Raw genomic sequence first — 16,686 nt, forward strand, 5'->3', positions numbered from 1 at the left:
AATCGGTTTCAGACGGCCTTTTGTTTTATGAAGGGCAGTATCGGCAGTTAGATATCGGTTTCTAAATAAACAACTTGGGTTTGCAGATATTCTTCCAAGCCGTGTTTGCCGTCGGCGCCGCCGATACCTGATTTTTTCCAACCGGCATGGAAGCCCTGCATGGCTTCAAAGTTTTCGCGGTTGATGTAGGTTTCGCCGAAACGCAGACGGCGGGTTACATAAAACGCTTCATTCAGATTGGTGGTATAGACGGAGCTGGTCAGGCCGAATTCGCTGTCGTTTGCCAAAGCAATGACTTGATCGAGCGTGTCGAAAGTGGCAACAGGCAGGACGGGGCCGAAGGTTTCTTCCTTCATGATGTCCATGCTGTTGTCGGTATTGGTCAGCAGGGTAGGTTCGAAGAAGTAGCCTTTGCCGTCGGCACGTTTGCCGCCGCAAACCAAAGTTGCGCCTTGTCGAACTGCACGTTCGACTTTCTCGGCAACGGCTTTGACGGCGCGCTCTTCAATCAATGGGCCCATTTCCAGTGCGCCAGGTTCGGCCTTAGCTGGATTGCCGTAGCGCACGCCTTTCATGGCGGCGGTCATTTTTTCAATAAATGCGTCTTTCAGGCTGTTGTGGACATACACGCGTTCGGCGCAGTTACAGATTTGACCAGTATTGCCCACGCGTGAAGCCAAGATGGATTTGACGGCCAGATCCAGGTCGGCATCTTTCAAAACGATGGCAGGGGCTTTGCCGCCCAGTTCCAGTGAGACTTTGGTAATGTTGGCGGCGGCAGCTTCCATTACTTGACGGCCGGCATCGACAGAACCGGTCAGGCTGACCATATCGACTTGCGGATGCGATGCTAAGGCATTGCCGATTTCTGCGCCTGGGCCGTTGACGACGTTGAATACGCCGGCAGGTAAGCCTGAAGCATGAACGATTTCAGCAAAGATGTGGCAGTTAATCGGGGTAACGCTGCTTGGTTTGACGACGATGGTATTGCCTGTTACCAAAGCCGGGCCCATTTTGCGGGCGATCAGGAAGAATGGGAAGTTCCACGGCAAAATGCCGGCGATTACGCCCAAAGGACGTTTGAACAATAAAATGTTTTCGCGCGGACGGTCGCTTTGGATGATTTCGCCTTCATAACGGCGCGCCCATTCGGCTTGGTAATCGAGATAATCGGCAGTGAACATGACTTCTATGCGTGCCAAATCTTTGGTTTTTCCGCCTTCGGCAACAATGGTATCCGTCAGCTCGTCGGCACGTTCGCGGATGCCTTGGGCAATTTTGCGCAGGTATGCGCCGCGCTCAACGGCAGGCAAACGCTCCCATGTAGTTTGCGCATCTCTGGCCGCGGCAACGGCACGATCAACATCGGCTTTTCCACCTTTAGGCTCACGCGCGATGACTTCTTCGGTTGCCGGATTCAATACATCACGCCATGTACCGTTAAAGTCGGTTTCAAAGCGGCCGTTGATATACATAGACAGTTGTTTCATCAAACCTTCTCCTGTTGTTGTAGTTGGATGTAGTTTTAGTCTATGCCTAAATTGTCTGGCATACAAGAGGATTTGGCATGGGTTGATGGTAGGTATTTGGAAGTTTTTAGAAAAAGATGTTGGGTGGGGGAGTTGGGTTTGATTGATTCAAGAGGTTGGTGCTGGTGTGATGCCTTGAGTTGCATCCATAACAGCATTGTGACAAAGCTCGGATATTGCTTGATTTTGATGATGAGAAAGGTATCAAGTGAAGAAAGGCTTGATGGAGAATATAAAAAAAACCTGCTTTTTTCAAAGCAGGTTTTCATATTTGGTGGGTCGTGAGCGATTCGAACGCTCGACCAACGGATTAAAAGTCCGCTGCTCTACCGACTGAGCTAACGACCCGATAAGCTGTGCATTATAGGGAGATTGTTTCTTTTCGTCAACTGTTTTTTTGAAATTTTTTTCAAAAAACGTAAACCAGCTGTTATTTGGCGTTAATTCTCCCTTTTTCGAGTATTAATTATGTTATGATTTTCTAATCTGTCAGTTCTGATGGATATTTTTTAGACCAAAGGATATACAACATGAAAAAATTATTGATTGCTGCGATGATGGTGGCTGGTTTGGCTGCTTGTTCTCAAGAGGCGAAACAGGAAACTCAAGAAGCGGCTTCTGCCGTTGCTTCTGATGTGAACGCTGCTGCCGAACACGCGGCTTCTGCTGCCGATGCTGCTGCTTCCGAAGCTAAAGGCGCTGCTGAACAGGCTGTTTCTGACGCTAAAGAAGCCGGTGCCGATGCGAAGGAAACTGCGGAGAAAGCAATTTCCGATGCTAAAGAAACTACCGGTAAAGCCATCGATGGTGCTAAAGAAGCCAGCGACAAAGCCTTGGACGATGCAAAAGCTGCTGTGGGTGAAGCTAAAGATGCTGCCAAAGATGCGGCTAAAGATGCTTTGGGTAAAGCAGCCGATGCGACTCAAGAAGCTGCCGATAAATTGAAAGACGCTGCTAAATAAGCTGGTGTTTGATATTTGAAAAGGCCGTCTGAAATGTTCAGACGGCCTTTTTATATCGGCAGATTATTTTTTCTCTTGCTGACGCGTGTACACCAAAGAAGTCAGGATGGATGCACCCAGTGCGCCGAAGACGACGGACAGGGAAATGGAAATCGGGATATGCACCCAGTGCATAATCAACATCTTGATACCGATAAAGCTCAACACGAAAGCCAAGCCGTATTTGAGGAAAATAAAGCGTTCGGCAAAATCCGCCAGCAAAAAGTACATGGCGCGCAGGCCTAAGATGGCAAAAATGTTGGAGGTAAGGACGATGAACGGGTCGGTGGTGACGGCAAAAATAGCGGGAATGCTGTCCACGGCGAAGATGACGTCGCTCAATTCGATCATAATCAATACCAGTAAAAGCGGCGTAGCGATGCGTTTGCCGTTTTCAAGGGTAAAGAATTTTTCACCGTCAAACTGTGGGCTGGTCGGGATGACTTTTTTGAGCAGGGTCAGGATTTTGTTTTGGGAAAGGTCTTCCTCTTCTTCCGATTCGGGTTTCATCATGTGGATGCCGGTATAGAGCAGAAATGCGCCGAAAAGGTAGAGAATCCATTCGAATTGCTGTACCAGTGCCGCGCCGATGAAAATCATGATGGCGCGCAGGACGATGGCGCCGAATACGCCATAGAGCAGGACGCGGTGTTGGAATTTGGGTTCGACTTTGAAATAGCCGAAAATCATCAGGAAAACGAAGATGTTATCGACGGCAAGGGATTTTTCAAGCACATAGCCGGTGAAGAATTCGAGGACTTTTTCTTTGGCGACAACGGCCCCATAAGTCGGGTTGCCCGCCAGTTCAAAATAGAGCCAGCCTGCAAATGCGCAGGATACGGCCACCCAAATGCCGCTCCAGGCGAGGGCTTCTTTAATGCTGACTTTGTGGGCGCCGTTTTTTTTCAGCGATACCATATCGATGGCGATCATGATTAAGACGGCAATAAAGAAGATGCCGTAAAACATCGGCGAGCCGACGGACGGGTATTGGGTCATAAACAATCCTTGTGTGTGGGGTATGGGTAAGGTTTACCAAGACAGGTAGAACATCGCCTTGGCAAAAAAGACGATAAACAGCATATGGCTGAATACGACGGCGTGTATGTATTTCGACCAGCCGACGGTGAGGGTATGCCGTGCCATTTTGACGACGGCGATGGCAAAATGTACCAAAACGCTTACTGCCAACAGGATTTTGATGCTCAGCATGATGCCGAAGGAGCTGTCGAATGGGTGGTGCAGTATCGGCAGGTAGCGGTTGTATACCATCACGATGCCGCTGATGAACAGGGTAATGACGACAGGCGGCATTACGCGGACGGCACGATAGGACATGGCACGTTCGACTTCGCGGCGCGATTCACGCGAAACGCGGCCGGTGTGTAAAACGGAGAGGACCAGCATTTCGAAAAATACGCCGCCGACAAAGGCAATCGCGCAATAAACGTGGATGATGTGTGCCAGTGCGTAGATACTCATGACGGGTGTTTCCGGTAATTCAGACAAGTCGTCATTGTATCACTACCGAATGCGGTTGATGTATGCGCAATTTTATGCCAAATATATTAAAATTTATAAATATTCTTTTGGAATTGCCGTTTGTTTTTGCATTTAACCGTTCATCAAGAGCGTTATCTTAGTTTAATCTGTCTTTACTTATCAGAAAATATATTAATGAAAGGTTGTGCCATACTATTCCATATAAAGCTTAACCCCTGATGGAGAATCAAACCATGAAGAAAACTTTTGCAAAAACTGTGACCTTGATCATGCTGGCCGCTTCTTTGGGCGCGTGTGCCAATATGACTCAAACCCAACGCAACACTGCTGCTGGTGCGGTATTGGGCGGCGTGGCAGGTAATTTGATTGGTGGCGATACCGGCTCTACCTTGGGTGGCGCGGCTTTGGGTGGTGTTATTGGCAGTCAAGTTCATACCCGCTACTAATCCTTTATTCGGTTTAAAATAAAAAGGCCGTCTGAATGTTCAGACGGCCTTTTGTTTTACGGTTTATTCGTTGACGAACGTTACACCGGTCAGTTGCGATTGCAAAATGGCAGTGCGCAACGCAGTCAGTGCTTTCGGACGGACAAAGTTGCGGCGATAAGCCAAAACGACACGGCGGTGCGGTGCAGTGCCTTCAAACGGGATAATGCTGAAAAGCATGTGGTCGTTTTCGGTCAATGCGGTAGCCGGCATGACGCTGATGGCCAGACCGCTGGCAACCATGTGGCGGATGGTGTTGATGGAGCTGCCTTGCAGGGTATTGGTCAAGCCCTGGATTTTTTGCTTGGAAGCCAATTCGGAACAGCTTGCCAACACTTGGTCGCGCATACAGTTGCCTTCGGATAGCAGCAACACTTGTTCTTCGCTCAAAAGCTGAGGCGTAACGGCATCGAGTTCTTCAAAGTGATGGCCTTTGGGAACGATGACGAAGAAAGGTTCGTCATACAGAGGCTCGGTTACGATGCCCGGCTCTTGGAACGGTTCGGCAACGACGATTGCATCGACATCGCCGCGTTTGAGCGACTCGGTCAGGATGTGGGTATAGTTCTCTTCCAGCATCAGCGGCATTTTCGGCGCGGTTTCACGCAGCGCGGTAATGAGCTTGGGCAGAAGGTAGGGGGCAACGGTAAAAATCAGGCCGAGTTTGAACGCGCCTTCCAATTCGTTTTGCTCTTCATTGGCAAGGTGCTTGATGAGTTCTGCTTCTTCCAGAACCCGGCGGGCTTGGGCGACAATGCGCTCGCCCGCTTCGGTCGTGATGATGTCGTTGCTGCTACGGTCGAACAGGGATACCGACAGCTCTTCCTCCAGCTTTTTGATGGCGATGGAGAGGGTGGGCTGGCTGACAAAGCAGCGTCGTGCGGCACGTCCGAAGTGACGTTCTTGTGCGACGGCTACGATGTAACGCAATTCGGTCAAGGTCATGTGTTAAGCCTTTTTTTGTTCCGGCAGGGTGATGTTCAGCTCAAGAACGTCCAAGCCGTCTTGTTTCTCTTGGGAGATGCGGATGTCGTCCAAGGATACGTTGACGTATTTGGACAGGACTTCCAGCAGCTCTTTGCGCAAGGTCGGCAGATAATCCGGAGCTTGGCCTTCTTGTGCGCGTTCTTGCGCGATGATGATTTGCAGGCGGTCGCGCGCGACGGTGGCGGTTTTCGGCTTTCTGCCGAACAGCATATCGAGCAGTGACATGTATTAACCTCCGAACAGTCGTTTTAAGAAACCTTTTTTCTCGGCTTCGAGGAAACGCATTTCGCGGTTTTCACCCAAGAGGCGGGCAATAACGTCTTTGTAGGCTTCGGCTGCGGCGGCATTGTCTTGGTGGATGACAGGTTCGCCGGCGTTGGAGGCCTGCAGGACGTTTTGTGATTCGGGAATCACGCCGATCAACGGGATGCGCAAGATGTCGCAGATGTCTTGTACCGACAGCATTTCGCCTTTGGCCACACGCTCAGGGGAGTAGCGGGTAATCAGCAGGTGTTCTTTAACAGTGCTGCCTTGTTCTGCTTTGCGGGATTTGCTTTGCAAAATGCCCAAGATACGGTCGGAGTCGCGGACGCTGGATACTTCCGGGTTAGTGGTAATGATGGCTTCGTCGGCAAAGTAGAGCGCCATCAGTGCGCCTTGTTCGATACCGGCAGGGGAGTCGCAGATGATGAACTCGAAGCCCATTTTTTTGCTGGACAGCTCTTTCATCACGTTGTCCACGCCTTCGCGGGTCAGCGCGTCTTTGTCGCGGGTTTGCGAGGCGGGCAGGATGTAGAGGTTTTCGCAGTTTTTGTCTTTAATCAGGGCTTGGTTGAGTGTGGCTTCGCCTTGGATGACGTTGATGAGGTCATACACGACGCGGCGTTCGCAACCCATAATCAGGTCGAGGTTGCGCAAACCGACGTCGAAGTCGATTACGGCGGTTTTGTGGCCGCGCAGGGCCAGGCCGGTTGCGATGCTGGCGCTGGTAGTGGTCTTGCCTACGCCGCCTTTACCTGAAGTTACTACGATGATTTTGGACACGATATTTCCTTTTTAAGTACTGATGTTTATTCGGCGTCGATTGCGCTGATAACCAGTCGGTTGTCTTGCAATGATACTTGTACGGGTTTTTTGTGCAGATGCTCGGGCAGGTCTTGCTCGAAGTTGCGGTAGATGCCGGCAACGGAGACTAACTCGGCCTGCATGGAATGGATGAAGATGCGCGCGTTGGTGTTGCCTTTTGCTCCGGCCAACGCTCTGCCGCGCATGGGGGCGTAAATATGGATGTTGCCGTCGGCGATAAGTTCTGCACCTTGGCTGACGATGCCGGTAACGATGAGGTCGCCGTTTTCAGCGTACACCTGCTGGCCGGTACGCACGGGCGTGCTGACCAATACGGTCGGATTGTTGATGACGGTGGCCTGTACGTCTTGCGGCTGCGGTGCTTGGCGCGGGGTGGGCGCTGCCTGTGTGTCGGCTGCCTGGGTGGCGTTGCCTTGTTTGAAGACCAAGTGGTAACGCGCCGCCGCCGCCGCCCATGTGTCGCTGGTGTGGTGCAGCCCTAAGATTTGCATGCCGTAACGGGCAAACAGGGAAATCATGCCGCCCAAATCGATGGATTCGGGGTGGTCGAAATCTTGTACGTCTAAAATAAAGGGAACGAATTCGTCTTGGGACTGGCCTGCCAGTTGGCGCAGGAATTCTTCCAATTCGGTTAGATCTGCGGTGTGCAGATGGATGGATAAGACGTCCAAACGTGACGTTTTTATGTCGAATGCGGGTTTCATTGTAATGAAATAATAAAATTTTTTAATGACGTAAGTTTACCGTGTAAATCTTGGCTATTCAATCTGTTTGGCCGTCTGAAACCAAAATATTTTGTTTGAACGTTTTTTAGCTGTATTTAGTGTGGTTTTTTGGTGTGAACGTAGGTTTCAGACGGCCTTGGGAAAGGGATAGCCGTGTGTGTCGATGTCGTCGGCGGCGGCCCACGGCGTGTGGATGAGGGTGGACGGCAGGTGCGCCAATTCGGGGAGGTAACTGCGGATGTAGCTGCCGTCGGGGTCGATTTGGTGCGAACGGTGGGCATAGCGGACGGTGGCCGTGTCTTGGGCGGCAAGGTGCCAGTTGGCTTGGTTGAGCGCAGGGTCGGTGCCAGTTTGGACGGAGGCTGTCCACGCGATGCCTTGGTTGGGGTCGAAGTTGAGGGCATGGCAGAAATAGTGGGCGCACAGCTGCTGGAGAACGGGGTGTAAGTGGCCGGTGGCTTCGAGGCCGCGGATGGAGGCGTCGATGATGGGCACGCCGGTTTGGCCGTGTCGCCAGTATTCGCGTACCGGGGCGGCATCGGTTGTTTCGGGCAGGCGGCGGTGGTAGGCGAGCTGGTAGCAGTAGTCGCGGAAAATGAGCTTGTCCAGCCACTCGAAATGTCGGTTTGCCAAGCTTTCGGCAGCCAGCAGGCGCGGGGAAATGCAGCCTGCGGACAGGTAGGCATTGAGGAGGCTGGTGTTTTTTCGTGCCGGAAAATTTTGGGTAATCGGGTAGTGAACCAAATTCTGTTTGAACGCGTGCCATTGCGTTAAGGCTGCGGTTTCGCCGCTCTGCTGATAGGCAGGCAATACTGCGCCGGTATGGGCTGGAAACAGTGGAACGTTTTGTCCGATTTGAACAGGCAATTTGGTTTCAGACGGCCTTTGTCCTGAATAAGCCTGCAACCATGCTTGTTTATAGGCGGCAAAATCGGTGTAGGGCAGGCCGTTGGCATCCATGAGGGGGGATTTGGCCAAAATGCCGCGGTCGTTGGCGTGTTGCAGGGCAATGCCTGCTTGGTCGAAATTGTGCCAGAGGTGGTTGTCTTGGCGGATTTCGGCTTCGGTGTAGGCTTCGTCTGTGATGACGGTATGGGCATTAAGCGCAGCAGCCAAGGGGAGGAGGTCTTCGTCGGAAGCGACGACATATAAGGGAATATGGTGTGCCGCCAGACGGGTATGCAGTTCTTGTGCGGCTTGATAATGGAACAGGCTTTGACGCGGATTGTGGTTTTCAGACGGTCTTTGGCTGACCCAGACGCAGGTGATGGGCAAACCGCTTGCAACGGCGGCATTAAGCGCGGCATTGTCATGCAGGCGGAGGTTGCGGCGGAACCAGACAAGGACGTGAGCAGATTTCATGAGCATGTTCCGACGAAAAAGGGGAAACCATTTTATCAGAATCGGCCTCATGTATCAGGCCGTCTGAAAAATCTTTTGGTTTGATTTCGCTATATAATTTTGGTTTTAGCAATGAGGCGGCAACCATGACCGAGCAAACCGTTTTGGCACTCATTACCTGCCAAACTTATCCCGAACCATCGGACAACCTGAAAACATTGGCGGCATGCTTGGAAAGCATGGGCGTGAAAACCGTATTTGATGCGTGGCAAAACCATCCGTCTGCGACGTTTTTACTGCCTTTGTGCGCATGGGATTATGCCGCCGAACCCGAAGCCTTCCGCCAATGGCTGGAACATGCCGGGCAGGCGGGGCAGCGTTTTATCAATCCGCCCGAATTGATGGCTTGGAATATGGAAAAGACTTATTTATGCGATTTGGCGGCGCGCGGAGCGCAAGTGATTCCCAGTGTGTTCGTTCCGCCGCAAAAAGCCGAATTGGCCGACATCCTGAACCAACAGGGCTGGACGGAAGCGGTCATCAAGCCGGCATTTGGGCAGAGCGGCAAAGGCGTGGTTAAAGTTTGTGCGGAGGCATTGGACGTGAACATGGCGGATTATCCGCAAGGTATGATTGTTCAACCATATATCCGCGAAATCGAAACAGCAGGCGAAACATCGCTGGTGTTTTTCAACGGCGCATTCAGCCATGCCGTGCGCCGTCAGCCGCCGCAAGGCGAATGGCGCGCCAACTCGGCCTATGGTGTGTCGGTGTTCGGTATTGAGCCACCCGAGTTTGCCATCAGTGCCGCACAAGATGTACTGGCCGCTTTGCCGCAAATGCCGGTTTACGCCCGAGTGGATGGTACATTGGTCGGTGACACCTTCCTGCTCAATGAGTTGGAACTCATCGAGCCAGCCCTGTATTTGCACACCAGCGAAGGCGCAACGGAACGCTTTGCCCGAGTGCTGGCGCAGTTGCTTGGGCAACATTCATCAACCTGATTTTATCAATATAATTAACAAGCCTCAGGCCGTCTGAAAACCATCTTTCAGACGGCCTGAAGCTTTTTAAAACAAGATTTGCATGTTTGTATTTTTCAATAATGTGCCATTTGTCGATTGTGTCATTTTAATTGTTGCAGTCTTAATTGATGGTTGATTAACTTTCATTTGGCATTTTATCTCGGCCGCAGCCTTTATTTTTAGCGGATTGTAAACAATCTGATCGGTCTAAATAGATATCTTTTTAGGGTAAAACCTCAAAAATCTTTTTAAAAAGAAAGATATTGTCTTATTGAATATTCTGTGCTGAAATTACATGACACTACAAAAAGTAGTGCATAAAAAATAAAACAGACAAAGGAGAAAGCCATGCAATTGTTTTTAGACAATCTCAAAGCCTTTTTCGAAACCATCAGCGGCTGGGTCTGGGGACCTATTATGTTGATGCTGCTGGTCGGTACGGGCATTTTGCTGACCGTTTTGCTGAAAGGCTTGCAGTTCACCATGTTGGGTTATGCGCTGAAACAGGCGTTTATGCCGTCAAAGAAGCATGAAGACGGCGAAGACCACGAAGGCGATATTTCCCATTTTGCGGCGTTGATGACCGCGCTGTCTGCCACCATCGGTACGGGTAACATTGCCGGTGTGGCGACTGCGGTGGTAACCGGCGGTCCGGGCGCAGTATTTTGGATGTGGATGACCGCCATTTTCGGTATGGCCACCAAATACGGCGAGGGCGTGTTGGCGGTGAAATACCGCGTCACCAATTCCAAAGGCGAAATGTCCGGCGGCCCGATGTATTACATCGAAAAAGGCTTGGGCAAAAACTGGAAATGGATGGCCGTCGCGTTTGCGCTGTTCGGCACATTCGCTTCCTTCGGTATCGGCAGCTCGGTGCAGTCCAACTCGGTTGCGCAGGCAGTGCAAACCAGCTTCGGCGTCGAACCTGCCTACACCGGTGTGATATTGACTGTATTAACGGCCATCGTGCTTTTGGGCGGCATTAAGGGCATCGCCAAAGCCGCGTCCTTTATCGTGCCTGCCATGGCAGTGTTTTATGTAGTAGGCGGTATTGCCATTATCGCGATTAATTCCGATGTGCTGATGCCTGCCGTCAAACTGATTTTCTCCGATGCGTTTAGTGCGCAAGCCGTGGCCGGCGGCGCTATCGGTACGGTCATCCGCTACGGCGTGGCACGCGGAGTGTTCTCCAATGAGGCGGGTATGGGTTCTGCGCCGATTGCCGCCGCCGCCGCGAAAACCGACCACCCCGTCCGTCAGGCTTTGGTTTCCATGACCGGTACTTTTTTGGACACCATCGTTGTCTGCTCGATTACCGGTATCGTGTTGGTCATGGGTCTGCTCGGCGCAGGCGGCGAGTTTGTGAAACCTGAATTGAGCGGCGCGGCGCTGACAACCGTTACTTTCCAAAAAATGCTGCCCGGCATCGGCGGCTGGATTGTCACCATCGGCCTGATTTTCTTTGCCTACTCAACCATTCTCGGCTGGTGTTATTACGGCGAGAAATGCGCGGTTTACGTCTTCGGCGAGAAGTTTGCCGGTTTGTACCGCGTGGGTTACGTCTCTTCCGTCATGCTGGGTACCGTATTGAGCCTTGATTTGGTATGGCTGGCTTCGGATACATTCAACGGCTTGATGGCCTTGCCCAACCTGATTGCGCTTTTATTGATGGCGAAAGTCATCGTCAATGAAACGCGTGACTTCAAACAAAAAATCAAAAACGGCGAATTGCCGCATTAATGTCCAAGGCCGTCTGAACCTGAACATTCAGACGGCCCGATATATATTAAGTTTGTTTTGAAAAAAGTCAGAGGAGGAGAAAATGAAAGTGCTTGTTTTAGGTGCTGGTGTTGCCGGCGTATCTTCCGCGTGGTATCTGGCAGAAGCAGGACATGAAGTAACGGTCATCGACCGCGCCGAGGGCGTAGCGATGGAAACCAGTTTTGCCAATGCAGGCCAGCTTTCCTACGGCTATACCACGCCTTGGGCTGCACCCGGTATCCCGACCAAAGCACTGAAATGGCTGTTTAAAAGCCATCCGCCTTTGCTGTTTCGCCCTGACGGCAGCCTGTATCAAATCGAATGGCTGTGGCAAATGCTGCAAAACTGCACGGCAGCGCGCTATCAAATCAATAAAGAGCGCATGGTCAGGATTTCTGAATACAGCCGTGAAATGTTCCGCCGTTTTGAAGCGCAAACCGGCATGAATTTTGAAGGGCGCAAAAAAGGCACTTTGCAGATTTTCCGCCAAGCCAAAGAAGTTGAAGCGGCAGAACAAGACATTGCCGTTTTGGAACGCTACGGCGTGCCGTACCGCCGTCTGAAACCCGAAGAATGCGCAGAGTTTGAGCCTGCGCTGGCACGCGTTACCGCCAAAATTGCCGGTGGCCTGCACCTGCCTGCGGACGCGACCGGCGACTGCCACCTCTTCACTGAAAACCTATACAAATTGTGTCAAGAAAAGGGCGTACAGTTCCACTTCAACCAAACCATCAGCCGCATCGACCACAATGGGCTGCGCATCAAGGCCGTTGAAACCGAAACAGGGCGGTTTGAGGCAGATGCCGTTGTCTGCGCGCTCGGCTGCTTCAGCAGGACGGTTTTGGCGCAGTTGGATCTCAATCTGCCCATTTACCCCGTCAAAGGCTATTCCTTGACCTTGCCGGTCACAAATTCAGACGGCGCACCGGTGTCCACTGTTTTGGATGAAAGCTACAAAGTTGCCATCACGCGCTTTGATAACAGAATCCGCGTCGGCGGCATGGCGGAATTGTCGGGCTACGAAATCAAACTGCCCGAAAAACGCCGCGAAACCTTGGCTTTGGTCGTCAACGATTTGTTCCCCGAAGGCGGCGATTTGAGTCAGGCATTGTTCTGGAGCGGACTCAGACCGATGACGCCCGACAGCACGCCGTTAATCGGGCGCACCCGCTTTGATAATCTCTTCCTGAATACCGGCCACGGTACTTTGGGTTGGACCATGTCGCTGGGTTCGGCAAAATTAACCGCCGATATCGTGAGCGGCAAAGACACCGAAATCCGCAGCGACGATTTGAGCCTGTCGCGTTATCAGGCTTAAGCTGGAAAGCGATAAGGTTTAGCGACATTTCAAACTTAAGGGCCGTCTGAAAACCATTTTTCAGACGGCCTTTTGTTTCAAAATCCGTGTATCCAATCAATAAAATAAATAATAACTATTATCATAATCATTAAAAAGTGTTAGTCTGAACCTGTCCCAGCTTTTAGCGCAGGTTTTCTCATGCCCGATTTTTCGATGTCCAATTTGGCCGTTGCCTTTTCCATCACGTTGGCAGCCGGTTTGTTTACCGTATTAGGCAGCGGCTTGGTGATGTTTTCCAAAACGCCCAATCCGCGCGTGTTGTCGTTTGGTTTGGCATTTGCCGGCGGTGCGATGGTGTATGTTTCCCTGACAGAAATTTTCAGTAAATCCAGCGAGGCGTTCGCTGAAATTTATGATAAAGACCACGCGTTTGCGGCGGCGACCATGGCATTTTTGGCCGGGATGGGCGGCATCGCGCTGATTGACCGCCTGGTGCCGAACCCGCATGAAACCTTGGATGCGCAAGATCCGTCGTTTCAAGAAAGCAAACGCCGCCATATCGCGCGAGTCGGCATGATGGCGGCGTTTGCGATTACGGCGCACAATTTCCCCGAAGGCTTGGCGACGTTTTTTGCCACCTTGGAAAATCCGGCGGTCGGGATGCCTTTGGCCTTGGCGATTGCCATCCATAATATTCCGGAGGGCATTTCCATTGCCGCGCCGGTTTATTTTGCCACCCGCAGCCGTAAGAAAACGGTGTAGGCGTGTCTACTATCCGGCTTGGCCGAGCCTTTGGGGGCGGCTTTGGGCTATTTGGTTTTGCAGCCGTTTTTGTCGCCTGTCGTGTTTGGTTCGGTATTCGGCGTGATAGCCGGTGTGATGGTGTTTTTGGCGTTGGACGAGCTGCTGCCGGCCGCCAAACGCTATTCAGACGGCCATGAAACCGTTTACGGCCTGACAACGGGCATGGCGGTGATTGCCGTCAGCCTGGTATTGTTCCATTTTTAAAACCCGTATGCCAAAGGCCGTCTGAAATGATTCAGACGGCCTTTTTGCGTTATAATCCGCACATCAAAAATAACCTTAATTTCACAAAGTTCCATCATGTTAGACAAATACAATCCAGCCGAAATCGAATCCAAACATTATCAAAACTGGGAAGAGCAGGGCTATTTCCAACCTGATATGGATTTGACGAAACCGTCTTTCTCCATACAACTGCCGCCGCCCAATGTAACCGGTACGCTGCACATGGGCCATGCCTTCAACCAAACCATCATGGACGGCCTGACTCGCTACTACCGCATGAAAGGCTGCAACACCGCCTGGATTCCCGGCACCGACCACGCGGGCATCGCCACGCAAATCGTGGTCGAGCGTCAGCTTGCCGCGCAAAACGTGTCCCGTCATGACTTGGGCCGTGAAAAATTCTTGGAAAAAGTGTGGGAATGGAAAGAAGTTTCCGGCGGTACGATTACCCAACAAATGCGCCGCGTGGGCTGTTCCGCCGACTGGACGCGTGAGTATTTCACAATGGACGACGTGCGTGCCGAAACTGTTACCGAAGTGTTTGTGCGCCTGTTTGAACAGGGCTTGATTTACCGCGGCAAACGCTTGGTGAACTGGGATCCGGTTTTGGGTACGGCAGTGTCTGATTTGGAAGTGGAAAGCGTGGAAGAACAAGGCTCTATGTGGCACATCCGCTATCCGCTGGCGGACAATCCTGCCGAAGCCGTTATCGTGGCGACTACCCGTCCCGAAACGTTGCTGGGCGACGTGGCCGTTGCCGTCAACCCTGAAGACGAACGTTATACCCACTTAATCGGCAAGGAATTAATCCTGCCACTGACCGGCCGTACCATCCCCGTGATTGCTGACGAATACGTCGAAAAAGACTTCGGTACAGGCTGCGTGAAAATCACGCCTGCGCACGATTTCAACGACTACGAAGTCGGCAAACGCCACGACACGCGCCTGATTAATGTGTTCGATTTGGAAGCCAAAGTGCTGGCAAACGCCGAAGTGTTTAACTTCAAAGGCGAAGCGCAACCAGGCTTTGCCCTGCCTGAAAAATACGCAGGCTTGGACCGCTTTGCCGCGCGCAAACAAATGGTTGCCGATTTGCAGGAACAAGGTTTCTTGGTCGAAATCAAACCGCACACGCTGATGACGCCGAAAGGCGACCGTACCGGTTCAGTGATTGAACCGATGCTGACCAGCCAATGGTTTGTCGCCATGTCCGCCACGCCAAACGGCGGCGAGCCTGACAGCGAATTCAAAGGTTTGAGCCTCGCCGACAAAGCCAAAAAAGCTGTCGACAGCGGCGCGGTACGTTTTATCCCTGAAAACTGGGTCAACACCTACAACCAATGGATGAACAACATCCAAGACTGGTGTATTTCGCGCCAACTGTGGTGGGGCCATCAAATCCCTGCGTGGTATGACAACGAAGGCAATGTGTATGTCGCCCGCAATCAGGAAGAAGCCGAAAAACAAGCCGGCAAAACCGGTTTGACCCGCGAAGAAGACGTATTGGACACATGGTTCTCCTCCGCGCTCGTGCCGTTTTCCACACTCGGCTGGCCGTCTGAAACCGACGAACTCAAAGCCTTCCTGCCATCCAACGTCTTGGTAACCGGCTACGAAATCATCTTCTTCTGGGTGGCGCGCATGATTATGATGACCACCCACTTTACCGGCAAAGTACCATTTAAAGACGTGTACATCCACGGCATCGTGCGCGACCACGAAGGCAAAAAAATGTCCAAATCCGAAGGCAACGTCATCGACCCTGTGGATTTGATCGACGGCATCGACTTGGAAAAACTGCTGGTAAAACGTACCACCGGCCTGCGCAAACCTGAAACCGCGCCAAAAGTGGAAGAAGCCACGAAAAAACTTTTCCCCGAAGGCATTCCGAGCATGGGCGCGGACGCATTGCGCTTCACCATGGCAAGCTACGCCAGCTTGGGACGTTCGGTCAACTTCGACTTTAAACGTGCCGAAGGCTACCGCAATTTCTGCAATAAATTGTGGAACGCTACCAATTTCGTGTTGATGAACACCGAAGACAAAGACTGCGGTCAAGACGAAATGCAGCCGTTGGCGTTTACCTTCGCCGACCAATGGATTATCGGCAAACTGCAACAAGCCGAAGCCGCCGTTGCCGAAGCCTTTGAAACCTACCGCTTCGACCTGGCCGCACAAACGCTGTACGAATTTGTGTGGAACGAATATTGCGACTGGTACATCGAGCTGGCAAAAGTGCAAATCCAAACCGGCTGCCCGACAACCCAGCGCACCACACGCCGCACCCTCGTACGCGTACTCGAAACCATCCTGCGCCTGCTGCACCCAATCATGCCTTTCATTACCGAAGAGCTGTGGCAGGTCGTTGCGCCTCTGGCGAATGCCAAAACCGCCGACAGCATCATGTTGGCCGCCTATCCGCAAGCCGATAAAGAAAAAATCGTTCAGACGGCCTTCGATAAAATGGCCGCATTGAAAGACTTGGTGGAAGAAGTGCGCAAACTGCGCGGCGAAATGGGTATCGCGCCAAACGTCAAAGCACCGCTCTTCGTCGAAGGCAGCGCAGAACTCGAAGGCCTGCTCAAATACTTGCCGTCGCTGACCCGACTGACCGAAGCCAAGCTGGTGGATAGCTTGCCCGAAGCGGAAGACGCACCTGTCGCCGTCTGCAACGGCGCGCGCCTGATGCTGAAAGTCGAAATCGACAAAGCCGCCGAAACCGCCCGTTTGAGCAAAGAAGCCGAGAAGCTGCAAAAAGCCTTGGACAAACTCAACGCCAAACTCTCCAAACCCGGCTACACAGAAAAAGCACCGGCGCATCTGGTGGAAAAAGACAAAGCCGATTTGGCGGAATTGGAAGACAAAATGGCGAAAGTGCAAACTCAGTTGGCGAAGTTGAAAGGGTAGTATTGTT

The 16,686-nt window shown here is 51.9% G+C and carries 14 protein-coding genes, 1 tRNA gene and 1 pseudogene; 7 read left to right on the forward strand and 9 right to left on the reverse strand.

Translation table 11 applies throughout. The features are described from left to right. Positions 1-47 precede the first annotated feature (47 nt). Positions 48-1,490 carry an aldehyde dehydrogenase gene (gene aldA, locus ACTHSA_RS08795; protein WP_070588191.1) on the reverse strand — a complete coding sequence of 481 codons (1,443 nt, stop codon included), beginning with the start codon at positions 1,488-1,490 and terminating at the stop codon, positions 48-50. A gap of 311 nt (positions 1,491-1,801) precedes the next feature. After that, positions 1,802-1,877 (reverse strand) — tRNA-Lys (locus tag ACTHSA_RS08800). A 182-nt stretch (positions 1,878-2,059) separates the two neighbouring features. Between ACTHSA_RS08800 and ACTHSA_RS08805 the strand changes: the two genes are divergently transcribed. Beyond that, positions 2,060-2,491 carry an Ag473 family lipoprotein gene (locus ACTHSA_RS08805; protein ID WP_003749309.1) on the forward strand — a complete coding sequence of 144 codons (432 nt, stop codon included), beginning with the start codon at positions 2,060-2,062 and terminating at the stop codon, positions 2,489-2,491. 63 nt (positions 2,492-2,554) lie between these two features. Here the strand turns inward: ACTHSA_RS08805 and ACTHSA_RS08810 are convergent, their stop codons facing one another. Both ACTHSA_RS08810 and ACTHSA_RS08815 read right to left on the reverse strand, forming a co-directional pair. Continuing rightward, a complete protein-coding gene (locus tag ACTHSA_RS08810; RefSeq protein ID WP_107811066.1) occupies positions 2,555-3,529 on the reverse strand; it encodes a TerC family protein in 975 nt (324 codons plus the stop codon). Between the two features lie 33 nt (positions 3,530-3,562). After that, positions 3,563-4,012, reverse strand: a complete 450-nt coding sequence (locus ACTHSA_RS08815; protein ID WP_036493576.1) for a CopD family copper resistance protein — start codon at positions 4,010-4,012, stop codon at positions 3,563-3,565. Between the two features lie 254 nt (positions 4,013-4,266). Between ACTHSA_RS08815 and ACTHSA_RS08820 the strand changes: the two genes are divergently transcribed. Further along, positions 4,267-4,479 (forward strand): glycine zipper 2TM domain-containing protein, encoded by a 213-nt coding sequence (locus ACTHSA_RS08820; RefSeq protein ID WP_003684747.1) that lies wholly within the window; start codon positions 4,267-4,269, stop codon positions 4,477-4,479. A 63-nt stretch (positions 4,480-4,542) separates the two neighbouring features. Here the strand turns inward: ACTHSA_RS08820 and ACTHSA_RS08825 are convergent, their stop codons facing one another. The 5 genes from ACTHSA_RS08825 to ACTHSA_RS08845 form a co-directional block, all read right to left on the reverse strand. Beyond that, positions 4,543-5,463 carry a hydrogen peroxide-inducible genes activator gene (locus ACTHSA_RS08825; RefSeq protein WP_003749313.1) on the reverse strand — a complete coding sequence of 307 codons (921 nt, stop codon included), beginning with the start codon at positions 5,461-5,463 and terminating at the stop codon, positions 4,543-4,545. Between the two features lie 3 nt (positions 5,464-5,466). Further along, complete coding sequence (gene minE / locus ACTHSA_RS08830; RefSeq protein WP_003680625.1) at positions 5,467-5,730, reverse strand: cell division topological specificity factor MinE; 264 nt, start codon at positions 5,728-5,730, stop codon at positions 5,467-5,469. Positions 5,731-5,733: 3 nt separating this feature from the next. Beyond that, on the reverse strand, positions 5,734-6,549 hold the full coding sequence (minD, locus tag ACTHSA_RS08835) for a septum site-determining protein MinD (protein WP_440378871.1): 816 nt from the start codon (positions 6,547-6,549) through the stop codon (positions 5,734-5,736). Positions 6,550-6,575: 26 nt separating this feature from the next. Beyond that, entirely contained in the window at positions 6,576-7,295 is a 720-nt protein-coding gene (minC, locus tag ACTHSA_RS08840) for a septum site-determining protein MinC (RefSeq protein WP_003749320.1), read from the reverse strand. Positions 7,296-7,442: 147 nt separating this feature from the next. Further along, positions 7,443-8,678: an FAD-binding domain-containing protein gene (locus ACTHSA_RS08845; RefSeq protein ID WP_065422610.1), complete on the reverse strand. Its 1,236-nt coding sequence runs from the start codon at positions 8,676-8,678 to the stop codon at positions 7,443-7,445. Between the two features lie 125 nt (positions 8,679-8,803). Here ACTHSA_RS08845 and ACTHSA_RS08850 point away from each other — a divergent pair, with 125 nt between their 5' ends. The 5 genes and pseudogenes from ACTHSA_RS08850 to ACTHSA_RS08870 all read left to right on the forward strand — a co-directional run bounded on the left by ACTHSA_RS08850 (position 8,804) and on the right by ACTHSA_RS08870 (position 16,679). Further along, the gene (locus tag ACTHSA_RS08850; protein WP_004520216.1) at positions 8,804-9,661 is read left to right on the forward strand and encodes an ATP-grasp domain-containing protein; all 858 of its coding nucleotides are present in this window, start codon (positions 8,804-8,806) and stop codon (positions 9,659-9,661) included. A gap of 369 nt (positions 9,662-10,030) precedes the next feature. Further along, positions 10,031-11,422 (forward strand): alanine/glycine:cation symporter family protein, encoded by a 1,392-nt coding sequence (locus ACTHSA_RS08855; RefSeq protein ID WP_004520217.1) that lies wholly within the window; start codon positions 10,031-10,033, stop codon positions 11,420-11,422. Between the two features lie 82 nt (positions 11,423-11,504). Further along, entirely contained in the window at positions 11,505-12,761 is a 1,257-nt protein-coding gene (locus ACTHSA_RS08860) for a D-amino acid dehydrogenase (protein ID WP_070624658.1), read from the forward strand. Between the two features lie 180 nt (positions 12,762-12,941). Continuing rightward, positions 12,942-13,751: pseudogene (gene zupT, locus ACTHSA_RS08865) on the forward strand (zinc transporter ZupT). Between the two features lie 96 nt (positions 13,752-13,847). After that, positions 13,848-16,679, forward strand: coding sequence for a valine--tRNA ligase (locus ACTHSA_RS08870; RefSeq protein ID WP_070624660.1), 2,832 nt, complete (start codon positions 13,848-13,850; stop codon positions 16,677-16,679). The last annotated feature ends 7 nt before the right edge of the window (positions 16,680-16,686 follow it).

The organism is Neisseria sp. P0008.S002, assembly GCF_051962805.1.
GTDB classification, from domain to species: domain Bacteria; phylum Pseudomonadota; class Gammaproteobacteria; order Burkholderiales; family Neisseriaceae; genus Neisseria; species Neisseria perflava.

Excerpts from the sequence above, each read along its gene's own strand:
- aldA (WP_070588191.1), bottom strand. The coding sequence starts at position 1,490 with ATGAAACAACTGTCTATGTATATCAACGGCCGCTTTGAAACCGACTTT.
- ACTHSA_RS08805 (WP_003749309.1), top strand. The coding sequence starts at position 2,060 with ATGAAAAAATTATTGATTGCTGCGATGATGGTGGCTGGTTTGGCTGCT.
- ACTHSA_RS08810 (WP_107811066.1), bottom strand. The coding sequence starts at position 3,529 with ATGACCCAATACCCGTCCGTCGGCTCGCCGATGTTTTACGGCATCTTC.
- ACTHSA_RS08815 (WP_036493576.1), bottom strand. The coding sequence starts at position 4,012 with ATGAGTATCTACGCACTGGCACACATCATCCACGTTTATTGCGCGATT.
- ACTHSA_RS08820 (WP_003684747.1), top strand. The coding sequence starts at position 4,267 with ATGAAGAAAACTTTTGCAAAAACTGTGACCTTGATCATGCTGGCCGCT.
- ACTHSA_RS08825 (WP_003749313.1), bottom strand. The coding sequence starts at position 5,463 with ATGACCTTGACCGAATTGCGTTACATCGTAGCCGTCGCACAAGAACGT.
- minE (WP_003680625.1), bottom strand. The coding sequence starts at position 5,730 with ATGTCACTGCTCGATATGCTGTTCGGCAGAAAGCCGAAAACCGCCACC.
- minC (WP_003749320.1), bottom strand. The coding sequence starts at position 7,295 with ATGAAACCCGCATTCGACATAAAAACGTCACGTTTGGACGTCTTATCC.
- ACTHSA_RS08845 (WP_065422610.1), bottom strand. The coding sequence starts at position 8,678 with ATGAAATCTGCTCACGTCCTTGTCTGGTTCCGCCGCAACCTCCGCCTG.
- ACTHSA_RS08850 (WP_004520216.1), top strand. The coding sequence starts at position 8,804 with ATGACCGAGCAAACCGTTTTGGCACTCATTACCTGCCAAACTTATCCC.
- ACTHSA_RS08855 (WP_004520217.1), top strand. The coding sequence starts at position 10,031 with ATGCAATTGTTTTTAGACAATCTCAAAGCCTTTTTCGAAACCATCAGC.
- ACTHSA_RS08860 (WP_070624658.1), top strand. The coding sequence starts at position 11,505 with ATGAAAGTGCTTGTTTTAGGTGCTGGTGTTGCCGGCGTATCTTCCGCG.
- ACTHSA_RS08870 (WP_070624660.1), top strand. The coding sequence starts at position 13,848 with ATGTTAGACAAATACAATCCAGCCGAAATCGAATCCAAACATTATCAA.